Genomic DNA, 23,001 nt, shown 5'->3' with positions numbered 1-23,001 from the left:
GCCTACGCCGCGGGCCGTGCCCCGTCGAGGGCGGTCCGGACGTGGCAGTCGGCGAGGTGGTCGTCGACCAGTCCGCAGGCCTGCATCAGCGCGTACGCGGTGGTCGGGCCGACGAACCGGAAGCCCGCCTTCTTCAGCGCCTTGGCCAGGGCGGTCGACTCGGGCGTGACGGCCGGCACCTCGTCCATCGAACGGGGGGCCGGCCGGTCCGGGTCGCCGGCGAACTGCCAGATCAGCGCGTCCAGCCCGCCGTCGAGGTCGCGGGCGACCCTGGCGTTGGCGATCGAGGCCTCGATCTTGGCCCGGTTGCGGATGATCCCGGTGTCGCCGAGCAGCCGCTCGACGTCGGTCCCGTCGAACTCGGCGACCCTGGCGATCTCGAAGCCCGCGAAGGCGGACCGGAACCCCTCGCGGCGGCGCAGGATGGTGATCCAGGAGAGCCCGGACTGGAAGGCCTCCAGGCAGACCCGCTCGAACAGGGCGTCGTCGCCGCGCACCGGGCGGCCCCACTCGGTGTCGTGGTAGGTCCGGTAGTCGTCCGCCGAGTCGCCCCAGGCGCAGCGGCGCAGGCCGTCCGGGCCGAGGACGGCGCCGCCGGCCGTGACGCCCGCGTCAGCGCCGGTGCCGGTGTCGGTGTCGGTGCCCGTCCCGGCTCCGGCCCCCGGGTCGGCGCTCACCGGCCGTCCGCCGGCCTGGCGTCCTCGGGGCCCGCCGGGGCCTTGGTGAGGGCGACGGCGGGCTCGACGACCTTGGCGAACTCCTCCAGGCCGGGCAGCGGCTCGGCACCCACCTCGGGGCCGTCGGAGACCTCCACCGCGCCGCGCACGGCGGCCAGCGCCTCCAGTTCGGCGATCCGCGCGTCGCGGTGGGCGAGTTCGGCACCCAGCCGGTCGAGCACGTCGTCCACCTCGTCCATCCGGTAGCCGCGGACGGCCATCGGCAGCCGGATCGCGTCGACGTCCTCCTGGCCGAGCGGGCGGTCCTGCGGCAGCCGGGCGGCGATCCGGTCGTGCACCGCCTCCGGCAGCGAGCCGCCCCCGCCCAGCGCCACCAGCGCGGCGCCGCCGACCACCACGGCCATCGCCACCACGATCACCCAGAACACGAGCGGTCCTCCCGATTTTCCGGCCGGCCCCGACAGGAGTGGGATCATGGTCCCGATGGGCCGGGGGGCCATCATCGCACTCGCAGCAGCTGTGGAGGAGACATCGGTGGCACTGCGCCTGGGACCACGGGAATTCGGCGACGACGAGCTGGTGATCATGGCGATCGTCAACCGGACTCCTGACTCGTTCTTCGACAAGGGCGCCACGTTCGCCGACGAGGCCGCGTTCGCCGCGGCCGACCGTGCGGTGGCCGAGGGGGCCGCGATCCTGGACATCGGCGGGGTGAAGGCGGGGCCCGGCGACGAGGTCACCGTCGAGGAGGAACTCCGGCGCACCGTGCCGTTCGTGGCGGAGCTGCGCAAGCGCCACCCGGAGGCCGTGATCAGCGTCGACACCTGGCGGCACGAGGTCGGCGAGGCGGTCTGCGAGGTCGGCGCGGACCTGCTGAACGACGCCTGGGGCGGGGTGGACCCGCGGCTGGCCGAGGTGGCCGCCCGGTACGACGCCGGGCTGGTCTGCACCCACGCCGGCGGCGCGGAGCCGCGGACCCGGCCGCACCGGGCCGGCTACGCGGACGTGATGGCGGACATCCTGCGGGTGACCGTCGGGCTGGCCGAGCGGGCGGTGGAGCTGGGCGTGCGACGGGACGCGGTGATCATCGACCCGGGGCACGACTTCGGCAAGAACACCCGGCACTCGCTGGAGGCGACCCGGCGGCTGCCGGAGATGACCGCGACCGGGTTCCCGGTGCTGGTCTCGCTCTCCAACAAGGACTTCGTCGGCGAGACCCTGGACCTGCCGGTGGACCAGCGGCTGCTCGGCACGCTGGCCACCACGGCGGTCTCCGCGTGGCTGGGCGCCCGGGTGTACCGGGTGCACCAGGTCGCGGAGACCCGGCAGGTGCTGGACATGGTGGCCTCGATCCGCGGCACCCGTCCCCCGGCGGTCGCCCGCCGGGGGCTGGCCTGAGGGAGCGCTCGTCCCGAGGGCGCTCGGCTCGCGCTCGCACGGGCGGGCGCCCTCGGTCCTCTCCCTAGATCCCGTTCATCGGCCGGCGGGCTTCGGCGAGGATCTTCATGACCTCGTCGATGTCGTCGGTGATGTGGAAGAGCTCCAGGTCGTGCGGGGCCGCCTTGCCCTGCGCGACCAGGGTGTTCTTCAACCAGTCGGCCAGCCCGCCCCAGTACTCGCTGCCGAAGAGGACCACCGGGAAGCGGGTGACCTTCTTCGTCTGCACCAGGGTGAGCGCCTCGAACAGCTCGTCCAGCGTGCCGAGTCCGCCGGGCAGCACGACGAACCCCTGCGCGTACTTCACGAACATCGTCTTGCGGACGAAGAAGTAGCGGAAGTTCAGCCCGAGGTCGACGAACTCGTTGAGCCCCTGCTCGAAGGGCAGCTCGATGCCGAGCCCGACGCTGAGCCCGCCGGCGTCCGAGGCGCCCCGGTTGGCCGCCTCCATCGCGCCCGGCCCGCCCCCGGTGATCACCGCGTAGCCGGCCTCGGCCAGCGCCCGGCCGATCGCCACGCCCGCCGCGTACTCGGGCGAGTCGACCGGGGTCCGGGCGGAGCCGAAGACGCTGATCGCGGGCGGGAGTTCGGCCAGGGCGCCGAAGCCCTCGACGAACTCCGAGGTGATCCGCAGGACCCGCCAGGGGTCGGTGTGCAGCCAGTCCGTCGGGCCGGTGGTGTCCAGCAGGCGCTGGTCCGTCGTGCTCTCGCCGACCTGGTCCCGGCGCACCAGCACCGGGCCCTTCTGCTTCTCGGGCCACGCCTTCTTCGGGTGCGGCTCGCCCACCTGCTCAGGACCGTGTCCGTAGTGCTTTTCGTCTCCAGTGCCTGTCATGACGAAACCCTACGCCCGCCGATCCCCGTTTCAAGGCAACGGTGGAAGGTCGGTTGGGCAACCGGAAGGTGGCGTTCGACCGTTGATCTGCTTGTCGCCTCAGCTGGTCAGCCAGGCGCGCAGCCGCTCCTCGGTCTCGGCGATGGCGCTGAGCGAGCAGTGCTCGTCCCGCTTGTGCGCCATGTTCGGGTCGCCGGGGCCGTAGTTGACCGCCGGGACGCCCAGCGCGCTGAACCGCGCGACGTCGGTCCAGCCGAACTTGGCGCGGGCCGTCCCGCCGGTCGCGGCGAGGAAGGCCTGGGCGGCCGGCTGGTTCAGACCGGGCAGCGCGCCCGGGGCGAAGTCGGTGACGGTGACGTCGAAACCGTCGAAGACCTCGCGCACGTGCTTCTCGGCGTCGGCCTCGTCGCGGTCCGGGGCGAAGCGGAAGTTGACCGTCACCACGCACTCGTCGGGGATCACGTTCCCGGCCACACCGCCGTCGATCCGCACCGCGTTGAGGCCCTCGCGGTACTCCAGTCCGTCGATGTCCACCCGGCGCGGCTCGTACGCCGCGAGCCGGCCGAGCACCTCGGCGGCGTGGTGGATCGCGTTGTCGCCGAGCCAGCTGCGGGCCGAGTGGGCACGCACGCCGGTGAGCCGGACCTGTGCGCGCAGGGTGCCCTGGCAGCCGCCCTCGACGGCGGCCCCGCTGGGCTCCATCAGCACCGCGAAGTCGGCGGCGAGCCAGTCGGGGTGGGCCTGGGCGAGGTGGCCGAGGCCGTTGCGGTGGGCCTCCACCTCCTCGCAGTCGTAGAACACGAAGGTGAGGTCCCGGTTGGGCTCCCGCAGGGTGGCGGCGAGCCGGAGCTGGACGGCGACGCCGGACTTCATGTCGGAGGTGCCGCAGCCGTAGAGCAGGTCGCCCTCGACGTAGGAGGGCACGTTGTCGGCGATCGGCACGGTGTCCAGGTGCCCGGCGAGCAGCACGCGTTCGGCGCGGCCGAGGCCGGTGCGGGCCACCACGTTGTTGCCGTACCGGTCGACGGTCAGGTGCGGGTGGACGCGCAGGGCGGCCTCCACGGCATCGGCGAGTGCCTGCTCGTCGCCGCTGACGGAGGGGAAGTCCACCAGTTGGGCGGTCAGCGCGCCGCCGTCGAGGGTGAGGTCCAGGGACGTCTTCGGGCTGCTCATGGTCGCCCAGCCTAGTCCGCCGACCGGTGCCGCCACGGCCCCGCCGTAGCGGTGCTGTGACACCGTCGCCCGCAACCGACGGTCACCGCACACCCGTCCGAGTGGGTACGGTGTCGGTTCGGAAGCTCGGTGGAGAGGGGCGGCGGTGGCCAGGAGAAGGAGCGGCGGTCGGGGCGACGGCGCGGCGCCCCGGGGGCGCCGCGGGCTGCGGGCGGTGCTGATCGGCCTGCTGGCGCTGGCCGTGGTGGCGGTCGGCCTGTTCTGGCTGCGCGACCAGAAGCTGCTGACCCCCGAGGGCTGCACCGTGAAGACCCCGGCGGGAGAGGGCGAACTGGAGGTCCCGCAGGCGGCCAACGCGGCGACGATCGCCGCCGTCGCGCACGCCCGCGCCCTGCCGGACCGGGCGGTGACCATCTCGCTGGCCACCGCGATGCAGGAGTCCAAGATCCGCAACCTGACCGGCGGCGACCGGGACTCGGTCGGCCTGTTCCAGCAGCGTCCCTCGCAGGGCTGGGGCACCGTGCAGCAGATCATGGACCCGGTCTACGCGACCAACAAGTTCCTCGACGGCCTGGTGAAGGTGCCCGGCTACACCCGGCTGCCGCTGACCGACGCGGCCCAGCAGGTGCAGAAGAGCGGCTACCCGCAGGCCTACGCCAAGCACGAGACCAAGGCCACCCTGCTGGCCTCCGCGCTGACCGGCCGTGAGGCGGCCTCGCTGAACTGCGTGGTGCACGACTTCGCCGCCCCCGACGAGGACGCGGAGAGCGCCGCCCCGGCGGCCGCCGCCTCCCCCGGCGCCACGGCCCCGGCCGCCGCCGGGACGGACCGGACCCAGGTGCTGAGCGACCGGGTCCGCCGCGAGTTCGGCCGCACGGTGACCCCGGCCGCCGGCTACTCGTCCACCGTCAAGGGCGCCGAGAACGCCGTCTCGCTGACCCCGGACCCGACCGCCTCCACCGACGCCGGGCCGAACGCCGAGCGGCAGAACGGCTGGGCGGTGGCGCACTGGGCGGTGACCCAGGCCCAGAAGCTGGGCATCGAGACCGTCGCGTACGACGGGAAGGTCTGGCGGAAGTCGAAGTCCGAGGACGGCTGGAAGCCGCAGCCGACCGGGACCTCGACCAAGCTGGTACTGGTCTCGCTGGCACCCCCCGCGAAGAGCTGAGCCCGCGCCGCGCCGGGTCGTCCGGGTGACCGGGCGGCCCGGCGCGGCGGCGTTTCCGGACGGCTGAACCCGCCCGGACCGGGCGGCTGACGCACTGGTGTCCGGGTTGCCGCCGGACGAGTGATTCCCGTCAACGCAGGTGGACGCGGGGCTTTCGCGGACGGGCCGGGCGCAGAACCGTCACTCCCCTTGCCCCGCCGTCTCCGCAGGGCTCCGGTCCGACCTCCGGACCGGGCCCGAGCGCGGTCCTACCATCCGATGGTCGGCGCGACGCTTTCCTTGCACCGACCGAAACCTTCTGGCTTCTCAAGCGGTAACAACGTCGTCCGCCCGGCGGACGAGACGGACACCAGACCCCTTCGAGGAGCCCCATGTCTCACCCCCTCACGCGCCGGATCGCCCAGGCCGCGCTGCTCGTGGCGGCCGGCGCGACCCCGCTGGTCGCAGCCGGCTCCGCGTCCGCCGCCGACGCGCTGCTGCCCAAGAGCGACCTGGCCGCGCCGCTGGGCCAGCTGACCAACACCGACACGGGTTCCACCCTCCAGCACACCACCCACGAGCTGGGCCAGGCGGCCGGGAACACCGGCGCCGCCACCGTCGCCGCGGGCGTCCCCGCCACCGCCGACGCCACCGGCAACATCGTCGCGCAGCAGCTCCCCGAGGCCAACGAGAAGGCCAGCTCGCTGACGGCCCCGGTCGACCAGACCGCCGCCGTCACCGGCCAGCTCTCCGGCGTCACCCCGAAGGTCGCCAAGGCCCTGGCCGGCAAGCTCGGCGAGGCCGTCACCGGCCACGGCGCCGCCCCGCGCAGCGCCGGCGCCGGCGCCAACCCGGTCGGCGGGCTCTCCCAGGCCGGCGCCGTCACCCAGGCCGTCCCCGGCGCCTCGGGCCTCACCAGCGCCGTCCCCAGCACCAGCACCGTCACCGACGCGCTCCCGCTCGGCGCCGTCACCCGCGCCCTCCCCGGCGGCCTCCCGGCCGACCTGCCGGGCGCCGACGTGCTCGGCCTGGCCGAGCACGGCTCCGCCAACCGCCTGGGCGGCGCCGACCTCGGCCCGAACAGCCCGCTGAACGGCCTGACCGGTCTCACCGGCCCGATCGGCAGCCTGCTCGGCGGCGTCAACGGCGGCTCGCTCGGCGGCCTGCCGATCGGCTGACCCCCGCCCGCCGCACGCGCGAGGGGCCGGCGTCCGATCGGGACGCCGGCCCCTCGCGCGGTCCGTACGACGGCGGTCCCTACGACGGCGGTCCGTACGACGGCCTCGCACGGACCGCGCCGACTACCCGGCGGCCGCCGCGTTCAGCCGCTCCACGGCCGCGGCGACCCGCTCGTCGGTCGCGGTGAAGGCGACCCGGACGAACCGCCCGCCGGCCGGCCCGTAGAAGTCGCCCGGCGCGACCAGGATGCCCAGCGCGGCCAGTTCGGCCACCGTCTCCCAGCACGGCCGGTCCTGGGTCGCCCACAGGTACAGGCTCGCCTCCGAGTGCTCGACCCGGAACCCGTACGCCTCCAGCGCCGCCCGCAGCGCCGCGCGCCGGGCCGCGTACCGCTCCCGCTGCTCGGCCACGTGCGCGTCGTCCGACAGCGCCGCGGCCGTCGCCGCCTGGACCGGCGCCGGCACGATCATGCCGCCGTGCTTGCGCACCTCCAGCAGCTCCCCGACCACCACCGGGTCGCCCGCCACGAAGGAGGCGCGGTAGCCGGCCAGGTTGGAGCGCTTGGACAGCGAGTGGACGGCCAGCAGGCCCTCGTGCTGCCGGCCGTCGTCGGCGGCCCCGCAGACGTCCGGGTGCAGGACGGAGGCCGGGTCGGCCTCCCAGCCCAGCTCCAGGTAGCACTCGTCGCTGACCAGCAGCGCCCGGTGCTCCCGCGCCCACGCGACCGTGCGGCGCAGCTCCTCCTTGCCGAGCACCCGACCGGTCGGGTTGGACGGCGAGTTGACCCAGATCAGGCGGACCCGCGAACCGTCCAGCTCGTCCACCGAGTCGTACTCCACCGGCTCGGCGCCGCAGAGCCGGGCGCCCACCTCGTACGTCGGGTAGGCCAGCCGCGGGTAGGCGACCTGGTCGCCGGGGCCGAGGCCGAGCTGGGTCGGCAGCCAGGCCACCAGCTCCTTGGAGCCGACGGTCGGCAGCACGGCCTGCGGGCCGATCTCGGCGCCGACCCGGCGGTGCAGCCAGCCGGCGATCGCCTCGCGGAGCTCCACCGGGCCCCAGACGGTCGGGTAGCCGGGGGTGTCGGTGGCGGCGGCGAGCGCCTTCTGCACCACCTCGGGCACCGGGTCGACCGGCGTCCCCACCGAGAAGTCGCAGAGCCCGCCGGGGTGGGCGAGGGCGGTCTTCTTGTACGGCTCCAGCTTGTCCCAGGGGAAGACCGGCAGGAGGTCCGAAACGCGGCGCGCCGCTCCCGGGTGGCCCGGGAACGGCGCGTGCGTGCTGTTCTTGGTAGTCACAGCTCAGTTGCCACCGATCGGTCAGTGCTCGGCGTTCTGCGGCGGCAGAGCGGCGATGAACGGGTGGTCGCGCTCGATCAGACCGAGCTTGGACGCACCACCGGGCGAACCGAGGTCGTCGAAGAACTCGACGTTCGCCTTGTAGTAGTCCTTCCACTCCTCCGGCGTGTCGTCCTCGTAGAAGATCGCCTCGACCGGGCAGACCGGCTCACAAGCGCCACAGTCGACACACTCATCCGGGTGGATGTAGAGCGATCGCTCGCCCTCGTAGATGCAGTCAACCGGGCACTCTTCGATGCACGCCTTGTCCTTGACGTCGACACAAGGCTGCGCGATGACGTAGGTCACGCTGTCGTTCCTCCTCGGAAGGGCACGTCGGCCCATTCTGTTTTCTCGCGTGCGCGGGTGAGCGCGGCGTCGTCGATGCCCGCCCCTAGTATCGCGGGTCGGAGACCGCAAATGCACAGGAGGTGCCCAGATGGCCGCCGAAGGGCCGGTTCAGGACCGTCCGGAAGTCCGGATGGACCGTACGGACGTGGGCCGACGGGTCTCCGTCCGGCGTGTCTCGGGCTTCGTGGACGACCGGCCCGAGTTCCGCGATGTGATCGGCGTGCTCGCATCCTGGGACGACCGGGGGCTGACCGTCGTCCCGCGGAGCGGCGATCCGGTCTCCTTCGACGAACGGCTGCTCGTCGCGGGCAAGGTCGTGCCGCTCTTCCCGGCCCGCCGTGCCCCGCTGCCGGCCACCGCTCCGGTCGAACTCCAGCGGATCGCCGCACGCGGCTGGCCCGCCGTCGAGCAGGAGCCGCTCGGTGCGTGGACGCTCCGGGCGTCGGCCGGGTTCACCCGGCGGGCCAACTCCGTCCAGGCGCTCGGCGACCCCGGGCTCCCGCTCGACGAGGCGCTCGCGGCCGTCCGCGCCTGGTACGCGGCGCGCGGGCTGCCCGCCTGGGTCGAGGTGTCCACGCCCGGCTCGCCGGAGCGGCTGCGCGCCGAGCTGGACCGGCTGGGCGCGGCGTACTCGCCGACCCTGGTGCGGGTCGTGCCGCTGGCCGGGCTCGCCCGGGCGGGCGCCCCCGCGGCCGTCGGGCGGGTGCGGCTGTCCCGGACGGCCGGGCCGCAGTGGCTGTCGCTGTACCGGCGGGCCGGCGGCGACCCGACGGTGGAGGAGGCGGCCCTGCGGGTGATCCACGGCGGGCCGTCGGTCTGGTTCGCGAGCGTGCCCGGGGCCGAGGGCCGGCCGCCGCTGGCGATCGGGCGCTGCGTCGTCGACGGTGCCTGGGCCTGCTTCGGCGCGGTCGAGGTCGCCGCCCACGCGCGGCGGGCCGGACTGGCCACCGCGCTGATGGCGGTGCTCGCCGCCCGGGCCGCCGAGGAGGGCGCCACCGGCGGGTACCTGCAGGTCGAGGCGGAGAACGACGGCGCCGTCGCGCTCTATGACGGACTCGGCTTCACGACCAGTCACACTTACCACTACGCGCGCCTCCCCCAGGGGTAGCGCCCACGCGTGACCCGCCTGATTGTCCGCCCGTCCCCAGAAAGCCGCCGCAGCCACTGTGACCGAGCAGAGCAGAGCACGCTTCCGGACCGAGGCCCGGGCCGAGCACCCCGATCCGGTGCTGCTCTGCCTGCTCGCGGCCGCCGAGCACACCCGCGCCCCCGACCCGGACGACCCGGACGACCTGCCGGGTCCGCCCGCCCTCGCGGCCCTGCTCGCCGCCTGCGAGGCCGCGCTCGAACGGCACGCGGCCGCGGTCCGGCTCGCCGTCGCCGAACGGGCCCCGGCGGGGCCGGAGGAGACCGCGGCCCTGCTGGCCGCCGTCCTCGGCGGCCGGGAGCGGTTCCACGGACGGAAGTCCGACTACCGGCGGCTGGAGTCCTCGCTGCTGCCCGACGTGCTGCGGCGCCGCCGCGGGCTGCCGATCATGCTCGCGCTGGTCTGGATGGCCGTCGGCCGGCGGGCCGGGCTCGCCGTGCACGGGATCGCCCTGCCCGGCCACTTCATCGTCGCGGTCGGCGGCCCCGCCGGCGGCGAGGACTACGTGCTGGCCGACCCGTTCCACGGCGGCCGGCTGCTCGACCTGCCGGACGCGGCGGAACTGGTCCGCGCCACCGGGCACGAGTTCACCGCCGAACTGCTCACCCCCGCGCCGCCGCTGGACATCGTGCTGCGGGTGCTCGGCAACATCCGGGTCTGGGCCGCCGACCGCCCCGAACACGCCCGCACCCAGCTCTGGGCCACCGAACTCGCCCTGCTCCTCCCCCGCCACCCCGCCCAGCTCCGGCTGGAACGGGCGGAGCTGCTGGTCCGCACCGGCGACTTCCTGGGCGGGGCCGAGGAGATGGACGAGTACGCCGAGATCCTGGACGCCTTCGACCCGGACACGGCCGCCAAGGTCCGCCAGGACGCCCGGGCGGCCCGGCACAGGCTGAACTGAGCGGCCGGGCGGGCCGGAGGCGTCGGCCGCAGGCGTCCTACAGCCAGCCCTTCTCGCGGGCGATCCGGACCGCCTCGGTGCGGTTGCGGGCCTCGGTCTTCTGGATCGCCATCGACAGGTAGTTGCGCACCGTCCCCTCGGAGAGGTGCAGCCGCTTCGCGATCTCCGCGTTCACCGCGCCGTCCGCCGCGGCCGCCAGCACGTCCCGCTCGCGGGCCGTCAGCGGGTTGGCCCCCTCGGCGAGCGCGGCGGCGGCCAGCACCGGGTCGATCACCCGCTCGCCGCGCAGCACCCGGCGGATCGCCTCGGCCAGTTCGGCCGCCGGCGCGTCCTTCACCAGGAACGCGTCCGCGCCCGACTCCATCGCCCGCCGCAGGTAGCCGGGCCGGCCGAAGGTCGTCGCGATGACCACCTTCGTCTGCGGCCGCCGCTCGCGCAGCAGCGCCGCCGCCTCGATGCCGGTCATCCCCGGCATCTCGATGTCCAGCACGGCCACCTGGACGTCGTGCGCGACCGCCGCGTCCACCACCTCGTCGCCGCGCCCCACCTGGGCGACGACGTCGATGTCCCCCTCCAGTCCGAGCAGCGCCGCCAGCGCCTCCCGGACCATCCCCTGGTCCTCCGCCAGCAGCACCCGGACGGAGGGGCCGCCGCTCTGAATGTCAGTCATACCGCCCGACCCTACGGCGTTGCCGCGACCGCTCCGGGGCGGTGGCCCGCGGCCCCGCGCCCGCCGGTTCACCGGGGCCGGTCGGCGGGCGCCGGCCGGGCGGGGGCCGCGGGCCGGCAGCCCGGCAGGGCGGGCACCGGGCCGTCGAGCGGCCCGTACGAGAAGGAGCCGACCGTGCACGCCCCCGCGTCCGGTCCCCCGGCCTCGGTGAGGGCGGCGCAGGGGATCAGCGCGACGAGCAGGACGACGAGCACCAGCACGGCAGGCTTCGACATGCCCGTCATGCTGCCCGCCGCCCCGGCCACCGGCGCCGCAGCCGGGGCGGCGGCACCGAGAGTTCCGCCGCCCGCAGCAACCGCCCCGGGGCTCCGGGGGCAGGGGCCCTACGGTGAGGCCGGGACGGCGGCCGTCCGCAGCGGCACCAGCGCCCGCAGGCGGAACCCCTTCCCGCGCGCGCCCGGCCCGGTCTCCAGCCGCCCGCCGACCAGCGCCAGCCGCTCGTCCAGCCCGGACAGCCCGTTCCCCGGCACGGACTTGCCCGGCCCGGCCCCGTCGTCGGCGATCTCCAGTACGGCGTACCGCTCGCCGTCGCCCTCCCACAGCTCGTCCGCGGTCACCCTGCAGACGGTGGCGCCCTCGCCGTGCCGGACCACGTTGGTGACCGCCTCGCGCAGCGCCCAGGCCAGCGCCCCGGCCTCCTCGGCGGCCAGCCCCGGCCAGGCGTCGGCGAGTTCGGGCGCCGCCTCCAGGGCGACCTGCGCGGCCGCCAGCGCGGTGCGGGCGGCCGCCAGCTCGACCGGCAGGGTCGGCCGGCGGAACCCGGTCACCGCCTCCCGGACGTCGACCAGCGACTGCCGGGCGACCTTCTCGATGTCGGCGACCTGCGCCCGCGCCGCCTCGTCCTTCCCGGCGTCCATGAACCGGCCGGCCAGCTCGCTCTTCAGGGTGATCAGCGAGAGCGAGTGCCCGAGCAGGTCGTGCAGGTCGCGGGCGAGCCTCAGCCGCTCCTCGGAGGCGGCGAGGTGGGCGACGGCGGCCCGGGCCTCGCGCAGCTCGCGCATGGTGGCGACCAGCCGCTGCAGTCCGGTCATCGCGGCGCCGGCGAGGAAGGAGGTCAGCGCGACGGTCGGGATGTCGCCCGCCGCGACCCCGGCGGCCACGCCGACCAGGACGGCGAGCCCGGCCGTGCCGCCGACCACGCCGAGCGCGAACCGCGCGGGGGCGATGATCGCGACGGCCACCGAGGCGTAGGTGAACAGCGTCAGGAAGGCGGTGCCGAGGCCGAAGGTGGTGGCGATCGCGATCACCACCAGCGCGCCGACCAGGGCCTGGCAGGCCCGCGGCCGCATCCCCGCCATCGAGCGGAAGACCACCAGGCTGATGTACCCGGCCACGTACGCGGCCAGCGCCAGCCAGCCGGCCACCGTCGCGGCGGCCGAGTGTCCGCCCGCCAGCAGGTCGCGCACCGGGTAGGCCAGGTAGATCATCCAGAGCAGCATCCAGCAGACCTTGACCAGCATCTGCCGCCTGGTCTCCACCGTCGCGCCCGGGATGTTGCGGAAGGTGCGCGCCGTGCCCGCCTCCGGCGGGCCGTCGGAGCGGTGGGCGTGGCGCGGGTCCGGCATGGGCGCCATCATGCCTGCCGGGTGTCCCGCCGGTACAACGCGGCGGCGGCCGCGACGAACAGCACCAGGAAGCCGCCCAGCCCGGCCACCGCCGCGAGGTCGAGACCGTGCCCGGGCTCGGTGAAGGTGGCCAGCCGGTTGTACAGGTACACCGGGTTGAAGCGGGCGAACGCCTCCAGCGAGCCGGTCACCGGGAACCAGGTGCCGCCGAACAGCGCCATCGCCATGTAGGCGATCATCACGATGGTCTGCACCGAGTCCGGCGCCGCCGCGTACCCGAGCGCCACGCCGAGCGCCGCGAAGACGAAGCTGCCCAGCCAGAGCGCCAGCGCCAGGCCGGCCCAGTCCGCCGCCGCCAGCCGCACGCCCTGGCTCGCGCCGACCGCGAAGACCACCAGGATCGCGGGCAGCGTGGTCACCGCGCTCGCCGCGATCTTGGCGACCGTGTACGCCCGGCCGGGCAGCGCGGTGAGCCGCAGCTGCCGCACCCAGCCGGTCCTGCGCTCCAGCGCGATCCGCTGCGCGCCGCCGGTCAGCACGCCGCCGACGGCGCCGAAGGTGGCCATCGACACCATGAAGTAGGTCTTCACCGGCAGGCCGCCGGCGAGCTTCCCGGTGTCGTAGGCGTTGATGAAGAAGAAGTACATCAGCGCCGGGTAGAGGACGGTGAACAGCAGGTACTTGCGGTTCCGCAGGGTGCGGACGATCTCCAGCAGGATCAGGGTGGTCATCGCACGGTCTCCTTCGCGCCGGTCGGGTACACGCCGTTCGCGTTCACGCCGTTCGCGTTCGCGCCGGTCCGGTCCGCGCCGGTCGGGGCGTCCTCGTGGTCCTGCTCGCCGGTGATGGTCAGGAAGGCCTGCTCCAGGCCCAGCCCGGTGACCTCCAGGCCGCGCGGGTGGAGGCCCGCCCGGTAGAGGCAGGCGACGTCGGCGTCCGCGTCGGCGGTCCGGATCCGCACCGTCCGCACCCCGGGGACGCGGGCGGAGACGTCCAGCGCCAGCACTCCGGGCAGCCTGCGCAGCACCGCCTCGTCGAACGGGCCGTCCGCGTCGTCCAGTTCGAAGGTGATCCGGCGGGCGCCGGCCCGGGCCTTGATCTCGGCGGACGTGCCGTCGGCGATCAGCCGGCCGCGGTGCAGGACGAGGACCCGGTCGGCGATCGAGTCCGCCTCCTCCAGGTAGTGGGTGGCGAAGAGCACCGTGCGGCCGGCGTCGGCCTGTGCCCGCATGCTCGCCCAGAAGGACTGCCGGACCGAGACGTCCATGCCGGTGGTGGGCTCGTCGAGGACGATCAGGTCGTTGGCGCCGGCGATGGCGAGCGCGAAGCGGACCCGCTGCTCCTGGCCGCCGGAGAGCCTGTCGACCCGGCGCTCGGCCAGTTCCCCGATCCCGGCGTCGGTCAGCACCTCGCCGACGGCCCGGCCGCGGGGGTGCACGTCACAGGCCAGCCTGACCAGCTCGCGCACCTTGACGTCGGCCATCAGCCCGCCGCTCTGCAGCATCGCGCCGACCCGGCCGGCCGCGATCGCGGCGCGCGGCGTGCCGCCGAACAGCGTCACGGTGCCGTGGTCGGGTTCGCGCAGGCCGAGCAGCAGGTCGAGGCTGCTGGACTTGCCGGCGCCGTTCGGGCCGAGCAGGGCCACCGTCTCGCCCGGCCGCAGGACGAGGTCGAGGCCGTCCACGGCCCGCACCCGTCCGTAACTCTTGCTGACGCCCCGGAAGGCCGCCACCTCCGTGTCCATCGTCCCCGTCCTCTCCCCTGGTGGTGTCGTTCGCACCACCTCAGAGTCCCGCGCGGCCGGGGTGCGGCGGCAGTGGCCGCCGTCGTGCCTTCGGCATGACATCCGTCATGCCGGAGGCCGGTACCCGTGTCACGGGTACCGGCCTCCGAAGCCGCAGGTCAGGGCGGTTCTCCGGCCGTTGTCGGAGGCGGCGGCTAGCGTTCTCCCGCAACGGCCGGACAGATCGACCCCTGCGGGCACACGCGGCCGAGGGGGAGCGGTATGGGCATGCCCCGGCACCGCTCGTCCGCGGGCCCGGGTTCCCTGGTCCGACCCCGCTCCCCCTCACCCCGCGCGCCTCCGGGGCTCAGATCCCGAGCGACTTCTTCACGAAGTCGACCTGGAGCAGCAGCAGGTTCTCCGCGACCTCCTCCTGCGGCGTCATGTGGGTGACGCCCGACAGCGGGAGCACCACGTGCGGCCGGCCGGCCGCGAGCAGCGCCGAGGAGAGCCGCAGGGTGTGCGCGGCCACCACGTTGTCGTCGGCCAGGCCGTGGATGATCATCAGCGGCCGCTCCAGCCCGGCCGCGTAGCCGGTCAGCGAGTTGGCCGCGTACACCTCGGGCCGCTCGGCGGGGTGGCCGAGGTAGCGCTCGGTGTAGTGGGTGTCGTACAGCTCCCAGTCGGTGACCGGGGCGCCCGCCACCGCCACGTGGAAGACGTCCGGCCGGCGCAGCACGGCGAGGGCGGAGAGGTAGCCGCCGTACGACCAGCCGCGGACGGCGACCCGGCCGAGGTCGAGCGGGAACTCCCCGGCGAGCGCCTGGAGCGCCTCGACCTGGTCGTCCAGGGTGGCGCCGGCGAAGTCGAAGGCGATCGACTTCTCCCACGCCGGTCCGCGCCCGGGGGTGCCGCGCCCGTCGGCGACGACCACCGCGAAGCCCTGGTCGGCGAACCACTGCGAGTTGAGGTGCGGGTTGTGCGCCTGGACGACGCGCTGGCCGTGCGGGCCGCCGTACGGGTCCATCAGGACCGGCAGCAGGCCGTCCCGCTCGCGGTCGTAGCCGGTCGGCAGGAAGACCGCGGCGGGGATGCGGCGCTCACCGGCGAAGCGGAAGACCGGGCGGGCGGTGATCACCGGGGTCTCGGCGTAGGAGGCGATGGTGGCGATGTCGTCCACCACCACGCCCTCCGGCAGGTCCCGGGCGACCTGCACCAGCGTGCCGGGCAGGTCCGGTTCGGCGGTGGCCCGCACGGTGATGCCGGCCGCGTGCACGGCGGTGGTGACGGAGGTGAACGGCCGTCCGTTGGCGGCCTCCCAGGAGAGCCGCTTGCCGTCGTGGCTGATCCGGCCGGCGGCGATCCAGCCGGGCTCCGGGTCGGTCTCGTCGGCGCCGCCGGAGGCGGTGAAGAACACCTCGTCGGCGGTGACCGCGAGCACCGACCGCAGGTGCAGGTCGGTCCCGGTGACGGCCTGGTCGCCGACCACCAGCGTCCGCGCCCCCGACTCGTCGGAGATCCGGACCAGCTTGCCGTCCGGCGTCCAGGCGGGCACGCCCTGGAAGAGCTCCAGCCAGACGTCGTCCCGCTCCTCGTGCAGCAGCTCGGTGGCGCCGGTGGTGACATCCACGCCGAGGATCCGCTGGCTGCGCTGGTCGCGGGCCTGGACGAGCAGCAGCGGCACGCCGCCCTGCGACCAGTGCACCCTGGCCAGGTACGGGAAGGCGGCGCGGTCCCAGACCACCTCGGTGCGGGTGCCGTCCAGGTCGAGCACCCAGAGGCCGACCTCGGCGTCGGCGGTGCCGGCGGCCGGGTAGGCGACCTCGGCGGGCTCGCGGTCGGGGTTGGCCGGGTCGGCGATCCACCAGCGCCGCACCGGGGTGTCGTCGGCCCGCTCGACCAGCAGCCGGTCGCCGTCCGGGGACCACCAGTAGCCGCGGTCCCGGCCCATCTCCTCCTGGGCGATGAACTCGGCCTGACCCCAGGTCACGTTGGGGCCGTCGGGCCGGACGAGGGCGCGGTCGGCCGTCCCGTCGGTGCGGGTGAGCCGCAGCTCCCCGGCGGTGTTGGCGTACGCGACGTGGGTGCCGTCCGGGGAGGGGCGCGGGTCGAGCAGCGGGCCCTCGGCCGGCAGCTCGGCCGTGCTGCCGTCGACGAGGTCCGCGGTGAAGAGGCGGCCGGAGAGGGCGAAGGCGGCGAGCCGGCCGGTGCCGTCCAGGGCGTAGCCGACGATGCCGGCCGAGCCCTCGCGGCTGCGCTCGCGACGGGCCTTCTCGGCCGGGGAGAGGTCCTCCTCGCCGCCGCCGAGCAGGGCGGCCGGGTCGGCGGCGATCCGCTCCTCGCCGGTGGCCGTGTCGAGGCTCCAGAGCAGGTTGGCGCGGTCGCTGCCGGACCGCGAGCGCAGGAAGACGACCCGGGAGCCGTCGGGTGCGACGGAGAACGACCGGGGCGCGCCGACGGTGTAGCGCAGGGTGCGCGCGTACTGCCTCGGGAAGGTGTCCGCTGGGGTATGGGTGGTCATGACACCTGACCCTACGACCTGGGGGTGCCGCCGTCCGGCTGCCGGTGATCACTCGTTCGGAGCATCGGGCGCACATGCGCCCGGAAGGGGCCCGCACCCCCTCCGACCGGCCCATGCGCCCCAGTGGTGCCCCTGTGCCCCGGGGCGTGCGGACTCACCGACCGTAATGATCCCCTCACCCATCGGGTATGACTGGTCCAGCGAGTGATCGTCGGGCCCCGTCCCGGCCCCGGTCACCCGACCGCAAGTCCCGCACGGTCCCGACCGCCGCCCTCCCCCGGGGGCGGCGCACCCGAGAAGGGGTGTGAGCCGCCATGGCTTTGTCCATCTCCGCAGCCATGCTGATGCTGGTCATCGTGGTGGTGCTGATCCGCCGCTCCGGCCTGAAGCTCGCGCACGCCATCGTCTGCGCGCTGCTCGGCTTCTACCTGGCGTCCAGCTCCATCGCCCCCTCGATCAGCCAGGTCACCAGCAACCTCGCCGGGATGATCAACGGCCTGAAGCTCTGACCCCGGGCGGCCGGTCGTTAGGCTGCTCCCATGACCGTGACTGCCGGCCGCCGCCTGCTCCTGGTGCACGCCCATCCCGACGACGAGTCGATCGGCAACGGCGCCACGATGGCCAGGTACGCCGCCGAGGGCGCCCGCGTCACCCTGGTGACCTGCACCCTCGGCGAGGGCGGCGAGGTGATCCCGCCGGAGCTGGCCCACCTGACGGCCGATCGGGAGGACACCCTCGGCGCGTACCGGATCGGCGAGCTGACCGAGGCCATGGGCGCGCTGGGGGTCACCGACTTCCGCTTCCTGGGCGGCCCGGGGCGCTACCGCGACTCCGGGATGATGGGCGTGCCCGACAACGACGTGCCCGGCTGCTTCTGGCGGGCCGACGTGGACGAGGCGGCCGGGTGGCTGGTCGCGGTGGTCCGCGAGGTGCGCCCGCAGGTCCTGGTCACCTACGACGAGGACGGCGGCTACGGGCACCCGGACCACGTCCAGGCGCACCGGGTCGCGATGCGCGCGTACGAGCTGGCCGCCGACGGCGCCTACCGGCCCGAGCTGGGCGCGCCCTGGCGGATCGCCAAGGTGTACTGGAACCGGATGCCCCGCTCGGTGATCGAGCAGGGCCTCGCCGAGGCCGCCGCCCGGGCGCCGTTCCCGGGCGTGGCGAAGCCCGCCGACGTCCCCGGGGTGGTCGCCGACGAGGTGGTCACCACCGTGCTGGACGGCGCCGCGTACGCGGGTCGCAAGGCCGCCGCGATGGCCGCGCACGCCACCCAGATCACCGTGGACGGCGCCTTCTTCGCGCTCTCCAACGACCTCGGCCAGCCGCTGGTCGCGACCGAGTACTACCAGCTGGTACGCGGCCAGGCCGGTCCGCGGCTGCCGGAGGACGACCTCTTCGCCGGCCTCGACGAGGCCGCTCACGCGCTCCCCCAGGAGGATGCCCGATGACCGCGCCCGCCGACGCCCGGCCGCAGCGCCGCTCGATCCCGGCGGCCGTCCTCGGCACCCGGGAGGAGCGGCTGAAGGAGTCCCAGCCCCCGCGTATCGCCCGGATCGCGGCCTATGTCCTGTTCTTCCCGCTGGGCATCGCCGTCTCGGTGTGCGGAGCGTTTGTGCAGGCCTTGTGGCCGCCCGTGGGGGTCCTGTTGGCGCTGGCCGCCACCGCCGCGACCTTCTACGGCGGCCTGCGGGTGACCGGGACCCGGCTCGGCGCGGCGGTGCCGGCGGCCGGCTGGTTCCTCGCCCTGCTGCTGCTGATGGTGCCCCGGCCGGAGGGCGACAATGTGCTCTGGACCAATGCCACGTCGCTCGCCTGGCTGTTCGTCGGCTCGATCCTGGGCGTGATCTGCGCCACCCTGCCGACCCGGACCAGCTGGTTCCCCGGAGTGCCCGGCCCGCCGCGCTGACCGGCCCACCGGGCCGCGTACGGTGGGCCGGTACGACGAGCAGTCAGGACCACCCGGCCGTACTCTCATACCGGAGGAACCGGACGTATCGGGTTCTATCCGAACCGGTTCACCGCTCAGTTCTTCCCAGTATGGTGGTGCCGCAGAACGCCGTACCCGACGCCGCCCGCCAGGCCCGGCGCCGACGACCGCGGTCGCGCCGCACGGCCCGGCCCGCGAACCCGGAGCAGAGCAGCATTGAGCAGCCGCGAATCTGAGAACGCCCACCCGACGCCTCGGCGCACGGGCCCGGACGCCTACCCGTCGGGCACCCCGCCCTACGGCACACCGGGTTTCCCCGGCGGCGACCGCGCGGGTGCCGGCGGGGCCGACGGCTCGGCTCCGGAGGGCGACGACGAGAGCCCGAAGACCGAGACCACCCTCACCACCCGCGTCCGGATCAACATCCCCGGCTCGCGCCCGATCCCGCCGGTGGTGGTCCGCAGCGCCGTCAAGAACGAGGACGGCCCGGGCGAGGACGCCCCGGCGCCCGCGCCCGCCGAGCCCGCCGGCCCCCGGCACCGCTCCGCCGCGCCCTCCTCCCCGGTGCTCGGCGTGATGGACGGTGCCGCCCGCACCGCGACCCCGCCGAACCTGCCGCCGGAGTGGCAGATCCCGCCGGCCACCTCCGAGGCCGAGTCGACCGGCGCGTGGTTCCGGCCGCGGCAGAAGAAGGCCGGCGACGCCCCGGCTCCGGCTCCGGTCGGCGCCCCGGGCGCGGCGGCCGCCGCCCCGGCCGCCCCCGCGCCCACTCCCGCGCCCGCCGCCGACGCCGGTCCACGGCGCAACGGCGCCCAGCCGAACGGCAGCCGGCCGAACGCCGGCCGCCCCGGTGCGGCCCGCCCGAACGGCCGCCCGGTGCCCTCCCAGGCCCAGGCCCCGGCCCCGGCCCCGCGCCCGACCGGTACGCCCGCCTCGCCGTTCGGCGCCGGGCCTGAGCTCCCGGCCGAGGAGGCCGGTGTCTACGCGGACGCCCCGGCCGACCCGTTCGCCCACGGCCCCGCCGACCCGTTCGCCCCCGGGCCCGGCGCCGCCGGCCGTGCTCCGCAGGGCTCCGGCCGCCCGCTGCCCGGCCGGCCCGGCGCGGCGAACCCCGAGGACACCTCGGTCGACGGCTTCGCGCCGATCCGCGACGACGCCCCGCCCACCGCCATACCCGGCGCGCCCGGCGGCGCCGGCGCCCCGAACGGCGCCCCGCAGCCCGGCCTGTTCGCCTCCGCCCCGGCCGGCGCCGACCCGTTCGCCGCCCAGCGCCCGCCGGCCGCCGGCCCGAACGGCGCACCGGCCCCCGCCGGCCTCTTCCCCGGCGCCCCCCTCCGCCAGGGCGAGCCCGGCGCCCCCTTCGACGCCGCGCCGGCCGACCCCTTCGGCGCCGCCGCACCCGGCCTGCCGCCGCACGGCGGCCCGGACGCCGGTGCACCCGCCCCCGGCCCGGCCCCGGTTCCCGCACCGCAGCCGGCCGCCCCCAAGCCCGCCACCGCCTCCGCTCCCGCCAAGCGGAAGCCGAGCGCGGCCAAGAAGCTGGTCAAGCTCGGCACCTACGCCGTCGTCGGCGTGCTCTTCCTCGGCGCCGCCGCGTACGGCACCGGCCTGATGCTGAACCAGTCCGACATCCCCAAGGGCACCGTCGTCCTCGGTACCGACATCGGCGGCAGCAACCGCGACCAGGCCATCCACCAGCTCGACGAGACCGTCGGCAAGGCCGGCCGGCAGCCGGTCAAGCTGAAGGTCGGCGACCAGACGCTGGACCTCGACCCGACGGCCGCCGGGCTGAGCTTCGACACCACGGCCACCGTCGACCAGCTCACCCAGCACTCCTACAACCCGGTCGACGTCCTCAAGTCGCTCAAGGGCGACGAGAAGGCCGTCCCGCCGGAGGTCAAGGTGGACCGGGCCAAGCTCAAGGCCGCCCTGGACGCCCTGGCCACCGGCTCCGGCCAGGGCCTGCAGGAGGGCTACGTCAAGTTCGGCGAGACCGGCGAGGTCATCGTGGTGCCCGGCAAGGCCGGCCAGGCCGTCGACTCCGCCTCCGCGGTCGAACTGGTCGACGCGGCCTACCGCGACCGCGCCGCCGGCCGGTCCGAGCAGCCCGTCGCGCTGTCCGTGACGGCCGCCCAGCCGAAGAACTCCCCGCAGGCGCTGCAGGGCGCCGCTGACACCCTCGGCAAGTCCGTGGTCAACGGCAACATCCGGATCCAGGCCGGTGCCAAGAAGTGGGAGTTCGGCCCGAAGGCCGCCTCCAAGACGCTGACCCTGGTGCCGGACGCCAACGGCAAGATCGTGCCCAAGTGGGACCTCGACGCCCTCAACGGCCAGCTGGGCGGCGTCTTCGACAAGATCAAGATGAAGAAGAACGGCCAGCTGGTCCCGATCACCCCGCAGGACGTCGCCGAGGCGATCACCTCGGTGCTGGACAAGACCGGCGAGAAGGACCGCACCGTCAAGTTCACCGTCTGACCGCGAACCAGGTCGAGGGGCGGGTCCGGATCCGGGCCCGCCCCTCGACATCCCGCCCCCGGGTCAGCAAGATGTGACGCCGCACCATCCGCCGCATCCGCCCCGGGAGAACCACCATGGGCCGCCACCTGCCCCGCCGTACGGCCCTGCTCGCCGGCCTCACCGCCGTCTCGCTCTCGCTGACGCTCTGTTCGTGCGCCTCCGGGTCCGGCGGCGCACGGGCCGTGCCGAGCTCGGTCGAGACGCCCAAGCTCACCGCCGTCGACATCAATCCGCACGACCGCGCCGAGCTCCGCCAGGGCGGCACCCTGCACGTCGCGGTGGCCCAGTACTCCAGCCAGTGGTCGCCGATCCAGAGCGACGGCAGCGAGTCCTCCACCATCGCGGTCACCAAACCGCTGCTGCCGACCTTCTTCCGCTCCGACGCGGCCGGCACCCAGACCCCCAACCCGGCCTACCTCCAGGACGCGCGCACCGAGCAGCGGGACGGCCGCCAGGTCGTCGTCTGGACGCTCAACCCCAAGGCCCGCTGGTCCGACGGCGCTCCGATCACCTGGCGGGACATCGAGGCCAACTGGCGTGCGCTGAACGGCCGGGACCAGGCCTACAGGACGGCCAGCAGCACCGGCTTCGAGCTGGTCTCCGCCGTCGAGCGCGGCAAGGACGACTACCAGGCCGTGATGACCTTCGAGCGGCCGTTCTCCGAGTGGCAGTCCATGTTCAACGGCGCCGCCAACGCCCCGCTGCTCCCGGCGAGCCGGATCGCCACGCCCGACCTGTTCAACACCGCCTACCTGGAGGCGATCCCGGTCACCGCGGGCCCGTTCAAGGTGGAGAAGCTGGACCGGGCGGCGCAGACCGTCACCCTGGTCGCCGACCCCGCGTGGTGGGGCGAGAAGCCGCTGCTGGACCGGATCGTCTTCCACGCGATGCTCCCCAACACGATGGCCGCCGCCTTCGCCAAGGGTGAGATCGACTTCTTCAACAACGGCCCCGACGTGGCCGGTTACCAGCTGATCCGGAGCACCCAGGGCGCCGCGGTCCGGCGGGCCGGCGGGCCCGACTTCCGGCAGTTCACGCTCAACGGGAAGAGCCCCGCGCTCACCGACCCGTCGGTCCGCCAGGCCGTGTTCCAGGCGATCAACCGGGACACCATCACCCGCACCGACCTCGCCGGCCTCGACTGGCCCACCGTCATCCTCAACAACCACCTGCTGGTGGCCAACCAGAACGCCTACCGGGACAACTCGCTCGGCCTCAGCCGGTACGACCCGGCCGAGGCGGTCCGCAAGCTCGACGCGGCCGGCTGGAAGCTCGACGGCGACGTCCGCCGCAAGGACGGCAGGGAGCTCAACCTGCGGATGGTCATCCCGGCCGGCGTCACCCAGGCCCAGAACGAGGCCGCGGTCGCCACCAGGATGCTCAAGGACGTCGGCGTCAAGGTCACCACCGTGACCGCCAACGCCAACGAGTTCTTCGACAAGTACGTCAACCGGCGGGACTTCGACATCGCCGCCTACTCGCTGCTCGGCACGCCGTTCCCGGCCAGCGGCAACCGGGCCAACTTCGTCCAGAACGGCGGCACCAACCACTCCCAGGCCGGGAGCCCGGCGGTCGACGCCGCACTCGACCGGGCCGCCGCCGCGGGCGACGCGGCCACCGCCTTCGAGGCGATCAACCAGGCCGACGGGGAGCTGTGGAAGGTGGCCGGCGTGCTGCCGCTCTACCAGCGCCCGCAGCTGTACGGCGCCCGCGCCAACCTGGCCAACATCGGCGCCCAGGGCCTCTCCGACATCGTCTGGGAGAACGTCGGCTTCGAGAAGCAGTGACGGCACCGGGCGGGCCGCCCCGGCCCGCCCGGGCCCGCCGGGCACGC

General features: G+C 74.8%; 22 protein-coding genes. 10 read left to right on the top strand and 12 right to left on the bottom strand.

The window, feature by feature from the left end; all coding sequences use genetic code 11:
* Positions 1-2: 2 nt before the first annotated feature.
* On the bottom strand, positions 3-569 hold the full coding sequence (locus tag AC067J_RS12745) for a DNA-3-methyladenine glycosylase I (RefSeq protein ID WP_478298940.1): 567 nt from the start codon (positions 567-569) through the stop codon (positions 3-5).
* Positions 570-673: 104 nt separating this feature from the next.
* Positions 674-1,105, bottom strand: a complete 432-nt coding sequence (locus AC067J_RS12740) for a DivIVA domain-containing protein (RefSeq protein ID WP_478298402.1) — start codon at positions 1,103-1,105, stop codon at positions 674-676.
* A 55-nt stretch (positions 1,106-1,160) separates the two neighbouring features.
* Here AC067J_RS12740 and folP point away from each other — a divergent pair, with 55 nt between their 5' ends.
* Positions 1,161-2,075, top strand: a complete 915-nt coding sequence (folP, locus tag AC067J_RS12735) for a dihydropteroate synthase (RefSeq protein ID WP_478298938.1) — start codon at positions 1,161-1,163, stop codon at positions 2,073-2,075.
* A 64-nt stretch (positions 2,076-2,139) separates the two neighbouring features.
* On the opposite strand, the gene AC067J_RS12730 is transcribed toward folP, so the two are convergent.
* Positions 2,140-2,949: an LOG family protein gene (locus AC067J_RS12730; protein ID WP_478298400.1), complete on the bottom strand. Its 810-nt coding sequence runs from the start codon at positions 2,947-2,949 to the stop codon at positions 2,140-2,142.
* 99 nt (positions 2,950-3,048) lie between these two features.
* Positions 3,049-4,122: a succinyl-diaminopimelate desuccinylase gene (gene dapE, locus AC067J_RS12725; RefSeq protein ID WP_478298398.1), complete on the bottom strand. Its 1,074-nt coding sequence runs from the start codon at positions 4,120-4,122 to the stop codon at positions 3,049-3,051.
* 145 nt (positions 4,123-4,267) lie between these two features.
* Between dapE and AC067J_RS12720 the strand changes: the two genes are divergently transcribed.
* Complete coding sequence (locus AC067J_RS12720) at positions 4,268-5,290, top strand: VldE C-terminal domain-containing protein (protein ID WP_478298396.1); 1,023 nt, start codon at positions 4,268-4,270, stop codon at positions 5,288-5,290.
* 371 nt (positions 5,291-5,661) lie between these two features.
* On the top strand, positions 5,662-6,447 hold the full coding sequence (locus tag AC067J_RS12715; protein WP_478298394.1) for a hypothetical protein: 786 nt from the start codon (positions 5,662-5,664) through the stop codon (positions 6,445-6,447).
* Positions 6,448-6,570: 123 nt separating this feature from the next.
* Here the strand turns inward: AC067J_RS12715 and dapC are convergent, their stop codons facing one another.
* A complete protein-coding gene (gene dapC / locus AC067J_RS12710) occupies positions 6,571-7,743 on the bottom strand; it encodes a succinyldiaminopimelate transaminase (RefSeq protein ID WP_478298393.1) in 1,173 nt (390 codons plus the stop codon).
* A 21-nt stretch (positions 7,744-7,764) separates the two neighbouring features.
* The gene (gene fdxA / locus AC067J_RS12705; RefSeq protein ID WP_030459925.1) at positions 7,765-8,091 is read right to left on the bottom strand and encodes a ferredoxin; all 327 of its coding nucleotides are present in this window, start codon (positions 8,089-8,091) and stop codon (positions 7,765-7,767) included.
* 130 nt (positions 8,092-8,221) lie between these two features.
* On the opposite strand from fdxA, the gene AC067J_RS12700 reads away from it, so the two are divergent.
* Both AC067J_RS12700 and AC067J_RS12695 read left to right on the top strand, forming a co-directional pair.
* Positions 8,222-9,241: a GNAT family N-acetyltransferase gene (locus AC067J_RS12700; protein WP_478298390.1), complete on the top strand. Its 1,020-nt coding sequence runs from the start codon at positions 8,222-8,224 to the stop codon at positions 9,239-9,241.
* Positions 9,242-9,299: 58 nt separating this feature from the next.
* Entirely contained in the window at positions 9,300-10,181 is an 882-nt protein-coding gene (locus AC067J_RS12695; protein ID WP_478298388.1) for a transglutaminase family protein, read from the top strand.
* A 37-nt stretch (positions 10,182-10,218) separates the two neighbouring features.
* Here the strand turns inward: AC067J_RS12695 and AC067J_RS12690 are convergent, their stop codons facing one another.
* The 6 genes from AC067J_RS12690 to AC067J_RS12665 form a co-directional block, all read right to left on the bottom strand.
* Positions 10,219-10,851 (bottom strand): response regulator, encoded by a 633-nt coding sequence (locus AC067J_RS12690; RefSeq protein WP_478298387.1) that lies wholly within the window; start codon positions 10,849-10,851, stop codon positions 10,219-10,221.
* A 68-nt stretch (positions 10,852-10,919) separates the two neighbouring features.
* Positions 10,920-11,126, bottom strand: coding sequence for a hypothetical protein (locus AC067J_RS12685; protein ID WP_478298385.1), 207 nt, complete (start codon positions 11,124-11,126; stop codon positions 10,920-10,922).
* Between the two features lie 108 nt (positions 11,127-11,234).
* The gene (locus AC067J_RS12680; protein WP_478298383.1) at positions 11,235-12,476 is read right to left on the bottom strand and encodes a sensor histidine kinase; all 1,242 of its coding nucleotides are present in this window, start codon (positions 12,474-12,476) and stop codon (positions 11,235-11,237) included.
* An 8-nt stretch (positions 12,477-12,484) separates the two neighbouring features.
* Positions 12,485-13,207 carry an ABC transporter permease gene (locus tag AC067J_RS12675; protein ID WP_478298381.1) on the bottom strand — a complete coding sequence of 241 codons (723 nt, stop codon included), beginning with the start codon at positions 13,205-13,207 and terminating at the stop codon, positions 12,485-12,487.
* Positions 13,204-14,220 carry an ABC transporter ATP-binding protein gene (locus AC067J_RS12670; protein WP_478298380.1) on the bottom strand — a complete coding sequence of 339 codons (1,017 nt, stop codon included), beginning with the start codon at positions 14,218-14,220 and terminating at the stop codon, positions 13,204-13,206. Before AC067J_RS12670 ends, AC067J_RS12675 begins: the two co-directional genes overlap by 4 nt.
* Positions 14,221-14,566: 346 nt before the next feature.
* Positions 14,567-16,720: a S9 family peptidase gene (locus tag AC067J_RS12665; protein ID WP_478298378.1), complete on the bottom strand. Its 2,154-nt coding sequence runs from the start codon at positions 16,718-16,720 to the stop codon at positions 14,567-14,569.
* A gap of 314 nt (positions 16,721-17,034) precedes the next feature.
* Here AC067J_RS12665 and AC067J_RS12660 point away from each other — a divergent pair, with 314 nt between their 5' ends.
* The 5 genes from AC067J_RS12660 to AC067J_RS12640 all read left to right on the top strand — a co-directional run bounded on the left by AC067J_RS12660 (position 17,035) and on the right by AC067J_RS12640 (position 22,954).
* On the top strand, positions 17,035-17,229 hold the full coding sequence (locus AC067J_RS12660) for a DUF2304 family protein (RefSeq protein ID WP_030307746.1): 195 nt from the start codon (positions 17,035-17,037) through the stop codon (positions 17,227-17,229).
* A 30-nt stretch (positions 17,230-17,259) separates the two neighbouring features.
* Positions 17,260-18,171 (top strand): N-acetyl-1-D-myo-inositol-2-amino-2-deoxy-alpha-D-glucopyranoside deacetylase, encoded by a 912-nt coding sequence (gene mshB / locus AC067J_RS12655; protein WP_478298375.1) that lies wholly within the window; start codon positions 17,260-17,262, stop codon positions 18,169-18,171.
* A complete protein-coding gene (locus AC067J_RS12650; protein ID WP_478298373.1) occupies positions 18,168-18,629 on the top strand; it encodes a DUF6113 family protein in 462 nt (153 codons plus the stop codon). Before mshB ends, AC067J_RS12650 begins: the two co-directional genes overlap by 4 nt.
* A 237-nt stretch (positions 18,630-18,866) precedes the next feature.
* Positions 18,867-21,125, top strand: a complete 2,259-nt coding sequence (locus tag AC067J_RS12645; RefSeq protein WP_478298371.1) for a peptidoglycan binding domain-containing protein — start codon at positions 18,867-18,869, stop codon at positions 21,123-21,125.
* Positions 21,126-21,241: 116 nt separating this feature from the next.
* The gene (locus tag AC067J_RS12640; protein ID WP_478298369.1) at positions 21,242-22,954 is read left to right on the top strand and encodes an ABC transporter family substrate-binding protein; all 1,713 of its coding nucleotides are present in this window, start codon (positions 21,242-21,244) and stop codon (positions 22,952-22,954) included.
* Positions 22,955-23,001 lie beyond the last annotated feature (47 nt).

Source organism: Kitasatospora sp. NPDC042419, assembly GCF_056437345.1.
This window is presented reverse-complemented; position numbering and strand designations above follow the sequence as displayed.